Below are 8076 nucleotides of genomic sequence, written 5' to 3'. Positions count from 1 at the left end.
CAAGGGTACCAGCTATGGTGAGGTAGGCAACTCGCGCAGAAAGGTGAAACCGTGGTATTCAAAAACGTTTTTTAACCAGGTTCGCATACTTGGCGAAATACTATCCGAGAAATACGCCCGTAAAGCCGCGCTGCTCATTGTTGAAAACATTGACGATAACTCCCTATCGTGGCAAAAAAGTTAGAAGTCCACTTAATTTGCAGCATTTTTTCTTAAATTAGCTTCATATTTATTTAATAGGTATGAAAAAGTTAATACTATTTGCGCTGGCTATACTTATTGTAACCGCTTGCTTTTCGCAGGATAAGCCAAAAAAGAAATCGTTTTGGACCAATACGCCACCCGCAGAAAGCAAAACCGTTCCACTCGATAGCATTTTCCCCGTTATAAATGGGAGAATAGACTACACCGACGTGTTTACCGTTCCCGATACCACCATTAACGCCACCTACACCAAGGCTAAGCTGTGGTTTGTGGATAACTTCAACAATGCCAAAAGCGTTATTCAGGTAGACGATAAGGACAATGGCATTATAAAGGGCCGTGGGGTTTTGGATTATGGAGCCAACCATTACTTTTACTACACCATTACCGTAATGTTTAAGCCTGGGCGCGTGAAGTATGAAATTACCGACATTGTTCACTCCTATGACGGATATATTCCCGGATATGGATACAAGAAGGAGGATAAACCGCTTGAAACTTGGGCTACTCCTACGAGAAAGCAATCGGTAGTTTCAGTATACCGAGGCATAAACGATAAATTCATAAACCTTTGCCATTCATTAAAAATTGCACTATTAAAACCGCCATCAGATAATTGGTAGAAACTTTCGCCTCCTCTAAGCGCTGAATGTAGTCTGTAGTAACCAATAAACTCTCAAAACAACTATGGAAAAAACATTGGCACATCTTAGAGAATTTACCAGCGACCCTAAAGAGGTCGCTGCTTATTTAACAACAAATCTTTATCTTATCAACCTAGCCAGCCAGCAAGGGAATACATTGCCAGATTCATTTTTTGAAGGGGTGATAATAACAACAGAGCTTATGTTGTTAGGTAGCACAAGCGAATAAAAACAAAGAGGTGATTTACATCACCTCTTTTTATGTAATAAAGTCGAGCGCAGGACAAGTAATATCCCTTTTTTCTGTCCTTTATTTAGCCCTACTCTCGCACCATATTGCGCAAAAATAGAGCAATATGGCCATAAACGAAACTGCCAAGGCGCGGGTCGAAATCGACGGTAAGGATGCCGAAGCCGAGATGAACAAGTTGCGCGCTGCTGCCAAGGAGCTAAACGCTGAGCTCAAGCGCACCAAGGAGGCCAACGACCTTACCGGATGGGAAAAGGCCAACGCGGCCATGAAGGAGAACCGCGCGCAGCAAAACGCGCTCAAAATTGTCACCAAGGATATTTCGGGGGTAATGAGCAACCTCTCTGGATCCGCGCTTGCCGATCTTACGCGCGCGCAGCGCCAGCTGAGCGCCGAGCTAAAAAAATCGACACAGAATACCAAGGAGGAGAAGGCCGCTTTTGCCGAAAAAGCAGCCCAGCTGCAGGCGGTAAACGGCCAAATTTCCAAAACAAAGGCGCAAATGTCAGGCATGGGCACCGAGTCGCAAACCATGTTTGGCAGCATGAACGATGGTGTACGCAAGTGGGGTGCCTCCATTATTGGCGTTGTGGCATCCATTACGCTGCTATCGAATAGGTTAGAGAAGTTTCGCGACGAAGCCCTTGCAAAGGAGGATGCCAAGAATAACCTTTCAGCGCTCACTGGGCTCGATGGCGAAAACATTGCCTACCTGGTGGAGCAGGCCGATAAGCTCTCCACCTCCACCACCGACGCGGGTATTCGTATTAAGGCCAGCAGCAAGGATATACTCGATGCCTACACGCTTATGGGTTCGGCCAAGCCGGAGCTGCTACAGAACAAGGAGGCGCTGGGCGAGGTAACTAAGCAGGCGCTTATTTTGGCGGCCGCCGCAAAAATGGAAACCGGTCCGGCCGTAGATGGGCTTGCCAGCACCATGAACCAATTCTCGGCTGGTGCCAACGAGGCTGGCCGATACATTAACGTGCTGGCCGCAGGAAGTAAGGCCGGTGCCGTAGCCATTCCCGACTTAACTACCTCTATTATAAAATCGGGAACTGCCGCCAGCATTTCTGGGTTGAGCATTGAGCAGCTGGTTGGCTCCATAGAAACCATTGGCGAAAAGGGAGTAAAGGGCGAGCTGGCCGGAACTAACCTTAAAAACGTTTTCTTAAAACTGATGGCCGGTGCCGACGATACCAATCCAAAGGTGGTTGGCTTGGGGAAGGCGCTCGAAAACTTATCCAACAAAAACCTCGATGCCGACGGAATAATTAAAATATTCGGGGAGGATAACTACACGGTAGCGCAAATACTTGTGAGCAACCGCAAGCAGGTCGATTACTACACCAAGGCCGTAACCGGAACCAGCGTGGCCTACGAGCAGGCGCAAAAGAATACCTCCGGCATGTCGGCAAAGCTGGCGCAGGCAAAAAACCAGTTTTCGGAGGCCGCTCAGGTGGTGGCATCCAAGTTTAACCCCATAATGTTAGGCGCTACCTCCACCGGAACTAAGCTAATGCAGGTGCTTGGCATGCTTCCCGAAACTCTTTACCGGTATGGACCAACGCTATTGGCTGCAGGAGCCGCGTTTGTAGCCTATGGTGTTGCGGTTAACGCATCCATTGTGCTCGATAAGCTAAAGGTTCTATGGACCAACAACATTATTGGTTCCATGAAGAAGCTATACCTATCGCTTGCCGCCAATCCGTGGGTTGCTGCTGCTGCGGGTGTGGCCATGCTTGCTGCAGGCATATACGAGCTGGTGCGCGAAATAAAGTTGGCCAACAACCCGCACAAGGAGTTTATTGACAACCTCACCAAGGAGAAGGTTGCCATTGGCGATGCCTTTGATGCCGCCAAGCGTGCGCTCCCCGGTTCCAAGGAGCGCGCTGCTGCCATACAGCTCATTAACGAGAAGTATGGGCAATACCTTCCCAACCAGCTAACAGAAAAATCGAACCTCGACGAAATTACAAAGGCGCAGGAGCTGGCCACGCAGGCACTCATTCGCGACATTGCCATTAAGTCGCGCAGGGATGAGCTGGAGAAAATTGGCGAAGAGGGTGCAAAGAAGCGCACCGATGGGCTTAAGGAATACTACAAGCTAATTGCCGACAAGAGCGGATACGCTGCAGCAGAGCAAGCCGAGAAAGAGTTTTTGGAGATTACCCAACAAATGTCCGACCTGCAGGCCAAGGGTGGCCGCGAAAACTACATGAAGTCCATAGAGCTAGCCAACCAGCTAGCGGGTAAGTGGGGCGAAACGGCCAGCAAATCGAAAACGCTCATTTCGGTTTACGCTATGAATATGAAATTTGAGCAGCAGGATTTGGATAAAACCAAGAAGTTCTACGATGCCTACGTAGATAGCATAGATAAGGCCCTATCGGCTAAAACCGATTTCTCAGCAAAAAAACCGGAGGCTACTGACCCCAATGGTGGAAACGGAGCCAAGGGCGATAAGGATGCTGCGTTTAAGGCGTTGGAAGAAGACTATAAGCGGCGCAAGGTTCTTCTCGATAAGGAATTGCTCACAGAGAAAACTACCAAGGATACGCACGACTTCGAAATGCTCAAGCTCGACGTGGCCTACTACCAGGCTCGACTGGCTACGGCTCAGAGATACAAGGAGGGCGTTGTTGACGAGGAGCAGGCGCTTGTTAATGCAAAGCAGGCCATGCTCGATAAGTTTCAATCGCTCTCAACGCAGGAGATGACCGATATTGAAAACTACGCCAAGCTGAGTTCGAGCAAGGCGGTAGATAATATGGTGCAGGGGGCGCAGGCCGAGCTGGATGCTCAGCTAAAGTCGTGGGACGAGCAGGATAAGGCTGCTGACGATCGGGCAAAGAAAAACCTTCAGCTGGCCAATAAGCGCGCTGAGGAACAAAAAGGAATATTTGAGCAAACAGGTGCCGCGTTTGGCGAGTTGGTAGGCCAGCAAATTGCTGGTCAGCAGCTATCGGCCGCCGCCTTTGGAAAGAGCATGCTGCTCATTGCCCTCGATACGCTGCATGGAATTGTCCGCATGGCTATTGCTCAGGTGTGGGCTGGTTCATTGGCATCACCGGAAAGTATTGCCACCTGGGGCGCAGCCGGAACAGCCAAGGCCATTATGATGTCGGCACTGATCGAGGCGGCTTTCTCTGTTGCCAAAACGGTTATTTCGGCCAGCATAAACCAAAAGGCTTCGGGCGATTACACCGTTATAGGTGCGCAGGATGGAAAAACATACCATGCACCCTACTCCGGTGCTGCCAAAACGGGCTACTACCCCTCTCCTACGCTCATAAGTGAGCAGGGTGGTGAGGTGGTTATTGATGCGCCCACGGTGCGCAACATACGCATGAATTCTCCCCACATTCTTAGCAGCATTATGGCGCTGCGCGTACCGCAGCATGCTACGGGTAGCTACCCTGCCGCTTCCGGTTCGCAATCCGATGGCAACGCCGACCTTAAGGCGCTGCTGCTCCAGCAGGCTTCGCTTATTGCCTCGCTCAACGAAACCATGAGCAAGGGCATATCTGCCGACATTAGCTACACTAACTTAATAACAAAAATGAATAAGGTGAGCGCTATCGATAGCAAGGTGAGTAAAAAATAGCAGTAAAAGTGTCCTTTAAATGGACCGTTGAATAGTTGATTTTTGACAAAAAAACAGGAACATGGTAAGAGGAGCGGCATACAAGTTTAGGCTAAACATTACGAATAGGGAAACAGGTCTCCCCGTTTCGGCCGAGTTGCCACCTATCATTAAACCAGACCAACCATAGCCATGAGTGCCCAAACCATACAGCCAATGAATATTACAATTCCGGGAATAGGCATTAAAGCCTTTCTGCTCACCGTTGCCTACTTTATGCCTATCCGCGAAATGGTGCATGCCGTAGTTTTCCTATGGCTTGTCGATTGGATTCTAGGCGTATGGAAAAGCCTAAAGGCCAACCGAAAGCTAACCAGCTACCGATTTCGCAAGAGCATAACAAAAATCACCACCTACGTGCTGGCCATAATGAGCACGTTTGTGCTGGAGAATACCTTCCTGCCCGATTGGAGCAACCTATCAAACATTGTGGCAGGATACGTGGCATTTACCGAGTTGGTAAGCATTTATGAAAATATGAGCGAAATAACCGGGCGCAAGCTCATGCTGGAACTGCTCACGATTATTCGCCGAAACTTTGAAAACTTCCTTAAACCTAAAGAATAATGAAAAACTTTCTCCTTCTTATTTACCACTTCTTTGGCCTACTGTTGGCCTACGTGGTTGTAGCCATCCGGGCTGCATATCCGGTTGTTAAGCGGTTTATTGCCAACTGGAACGAAATCCTTACCATTCCGCTAGCCCTTGTGCTGTGGTATTTCTCACCAATGCTTTTGCGCATGATGGACCCGGTGGCCGCCACCTTCGATACTGGAATACTTCAGGTTTACCTGCTTGCTGCCATTGGGCTATTTTTCTTCAACGGAGTGGCATGGTTACTCATTAAGCTATCGTTCCCAGGCATCTACAAATGGGTAGATAAGGAGTTCGAAGGGCACGTTGCCGGGAATAAGTCAATCCCCGGAACCGTAACCGAGCAAACGCGAATGTTAAACCTTACAACCTATCAAAAATGCGCTATCTCGCTATTCTTATTTGCACTCTATTTTATAGCCTTGGTGGTTTTAGTCAGAATTCCTTAAGGGATTCGCTGGTATCCACCTTTACCGGGCAAATCGGAGTTCGCGAGGCCACCGGCCACAACGATGGGCCTATGGTAGAAACCTACCTCGCATCGGTCAACCTGTCACGAGGAAACCCATGGTGTGCAGCCTTTGTGAGCTACTGCTTAACGCAAAACCACATTGCCAATCCTAAATCGGGCTGGGCACCAAACTACTTTACCAAGAGCAGCACCATTTATATTCGTGGCGGTCTCAAAAACCGCACACCTATGCCTGGTGATGTATTTGGTATTTGGTTCGAAAGCAAGGGTAGGATTGCGCACGTCGGTTTTATATACCGTTACACCAGCACCTACACCACCAGCGTGGAGGGCAATACGAACGATGCCGGATCCAGAGAGGGAGATGGTGTTTACAAAAAATACAGGTTAACCAGGCAGTTATACAAAATATCGAGGTATGTCCATTAAAACTAAAATAACCATTGCTGGAGCGGGGCTACTTGTCCTGCTCGCAATGGCTTGCTACACCCTGTTTGGGCTATGGCAAACAGAAAAAGCAGCGCGCGAGCGCATGTTCGGCAACGTTACTGCTATGGCGCAGGGCACAAAGTTCAACGCCGACTCCACCCAAGCGCAGGTAAAAGCCTTGGTAATGCAAATAAAGGAGGTTAAAAAAGCCTTTCCTGAACTTAAGGCCGAGCTAAAGGCGCACGGCGTAAAGTTGAATAAGATGGAGCAATACCAGGAGAGCATGCTGGGTGTAAGCGCATCGTTCAATGCAGAAATAAAAAAGAAAATCGACGGTCGCGATACCTCACTCCTTGTCTCCTACACCGACAAATGGCTCCACTACATTTCAACACAAAAGCAGGGCGATACCACCGCATCTGTTGATTTTAAAATGGATGTAGACCTGCAGCAGGTTATTCACCGACAGCGGCAACCGGGTTTTTGGGGTTTTCTCAAAAAAAAAGAGCTGGTTCAGGATATGTGGACCGATAACCCACATGCGAAAATCAACTACAACCGCCTAATTAAAGTAAACTGATGCTTACAGTAAGCCAAATAATTCCTTCGCTCTCCCTTTCCGGAAATGCCATGCGAATTGCAATCACTTCCGACAATGTGATTGATTCTGCTACCGGGAATAGGAGAGCATTTTATACCATTCTGCTGCGCGTGCTGCTCAACGGTGAGGAGCTGTGGGTCGATTCGGTTGAACCCGACGAAAACGGCGTGTCGCAGTTCGACATACAGAGCGTGGTAGATGCGGCCATTAAGCCTACGCTACAGTATCCATTCCCTGCTGGCATTGTTAGCCAGGATACCGGCGCAGTAGGAACGCTCACCTTTCAAATAGCCGAAGGCTTTGGCATACCGTTCACCATTTCTGCCTACAGCAATGTTAGCGGAACATTCCTTGTAATACCCGGAGGCTGCTCCGACTGGTATCTGAAGCAGCTGGAGGCAGCAAATAGCTCGTTTGCCCAGCAAATACAATCGAGCAATATGTTCCTTACCAATTCGCCAAAGCGCCGAATTGCCAGCGATACCCTATTAATTGTTCGCTGTATTAACGGAACGGCGGGGAGCTCTACCGTTACGCTAAAGGGTAATAAAACGCTTGCCGATGGAACTACCGAGGAGGTAATACTATGGACAGGAACAATGCTGGCCGGAAAGCTCTACGATTTCGACATAAGCCCTGCACACTTTACCAACGCGGTGGCGTATACGGTTTTACTCAACGATTTTAACGATAATCCGCTCACGCAAACGCTATCGTTCGAAGTTATTACCGAGAACCTCCTACAGTCGCGCTCCATTATTTTCCGCAATTCGCTGGGCGGGTGGGATACCATAACCGCAACGGGGCAATTTATTGGCGAGCTGGATCTACAGCGAACGGTATTCAACACGCCCGTTGTAAGCCGCTTCCGCAACGCGCTAGAAACGGGCAGCGATAGGGCCTTGGGTATTCGTTACCTAAAGGGAAACATTGGCTTTATGAGCAACGAGGAGCTGGAATGGATGCAGGAGTTGGCGCTCAGCGAGGAGGTTTACATGGTAACTGAGCGCGGGTTGGAGAAGGTGGTGCTACAAACCGACAAGGTGGTTATCTCCTCCGACGACATTGGCCCCAAGTCGATGGCCATTGAGGCTATTGTGGGGATTTCCGATTTTTTTTTTCAAAGTTAATTAGAGCCATTGTGGCTATTGTTGACACAATACTTCGAATACCATTAGTTGCAGACGCTAAACCACCAATACTTTTCTCGCTCGAAAGCGAGGATAAACCCCAGCT

At 48.9% G+C, this 8076-nt stretch carries 9 protein-coding genes; all 9 read left to right on the top strand.

Annotation, left to right across the window (positions count from 1 at the left end):
* The coding region (locus tag VMW01_16580; protein ID HUW07864.1) for a hypothetical protein at nt 1-184 on the top strand (184 nt) is incomplete at its 5' end.
* Nucleotides 185-242: 58 nt separating this feature from the next.
* The gene (locus VMW01_16575; GenBank protein HUW07863.1) at nt 243-827 is read left to right on the top strand and encodes a DUF4468 domain-containing protein; all 585 of its coding nucleotides are present in this window, start codon (nt 243-245) and stop codon (nt 825-827) included.
* 64 nt (nt 828-891) lie between these two features.
* Entirely contained in the window at nt 892-1077 is a 186-nt protein-coding gene (locus VMW01_16570) for a hypothetical protein (GenBank protein ID HUW07862.1), read from the top strand.
* 127 nt (nt 1078-1204) lie between these two features.
* Entirely contained in the window at nt 1205-4705 is a 3501-nt protein-coding gene (locus VMW01_16565) for a phage tail tape measure protein (GenBank protein ID HUW07861.1), read from the top strand.
* A gap of 195 nt (nt 4706-4900) precedes the next feature.
* Nucleotides 4901-5311, top strand: a complete 411-nt coding sequence (locus VMW01_16560; GenBank protein HUW07860.1) for a phage holin family protein — start codon at nt 4901-4903, stop codon at nt 5309-5311.
* Complete coding sequence (locus VMW01_16555) at nt 5311-5787, top strand: hypothetical protein (protein HUW07859.1); 477 nt, start codon at nt 5311-5313, stop codon at nt 5785-5787. The genes VMW01_16560 and VMW01_16555 overlap by 1 nt, the downstream gene beginning before the upstream one ends.
* Entirely contained in the window at nt 5718-6239 is a 522-nt protein-coding gene (locus VMW01_16550) for a CHAP domain-containing protein (GenBank protein ID HUW07858.1), read from the top strand. Before VMW01_16555 ends, VMW01_16550 begins: the two co-directional genes overlap by 70 nt.
* Nucleotides 6229-6819, top strand: coding sequence for a DUF6549 family protein (locus VMW01_16545; protein ID HUW07857.1), 591 nt, complete (start codon nt 6229-6231; stop codon nt 6817-6819). Before VMW01_16550 ends, VMW01_16545 begins: the two co-directional genes overlap by 11 nt.
* Complete coding sequence (locus VMW01_16540) at nt 6819-7970, top strand: hypothetical protein (protein HUW07856.1); 1152 nt, start codon at nt 6819-6821, stop codon at nt 7968-7970. The genes VMW01_16545 and VMW01_16540 overlap by 1 nt, the downstream gene beginning before the upstream one ends.
* The last annotated feature ends 106 nt before the right edge of the window (nt 7971-8076 follow it).

Origin of the sequence: Williamwhitmania sp., from assembly GCA_035529935.1 — a bacterium.
Taxonomy (GTDB): Bacteria; Bacteroidota; Bacteroidia; order Bacteroidales; family Williamwhitmaniaceae; genus Williamwhitmania.
The sequence above is the reverse complement of the archived record's forward strand: the minus strand, read 5'-3'. Positions and strand labels throughout refer to the sequence as shown.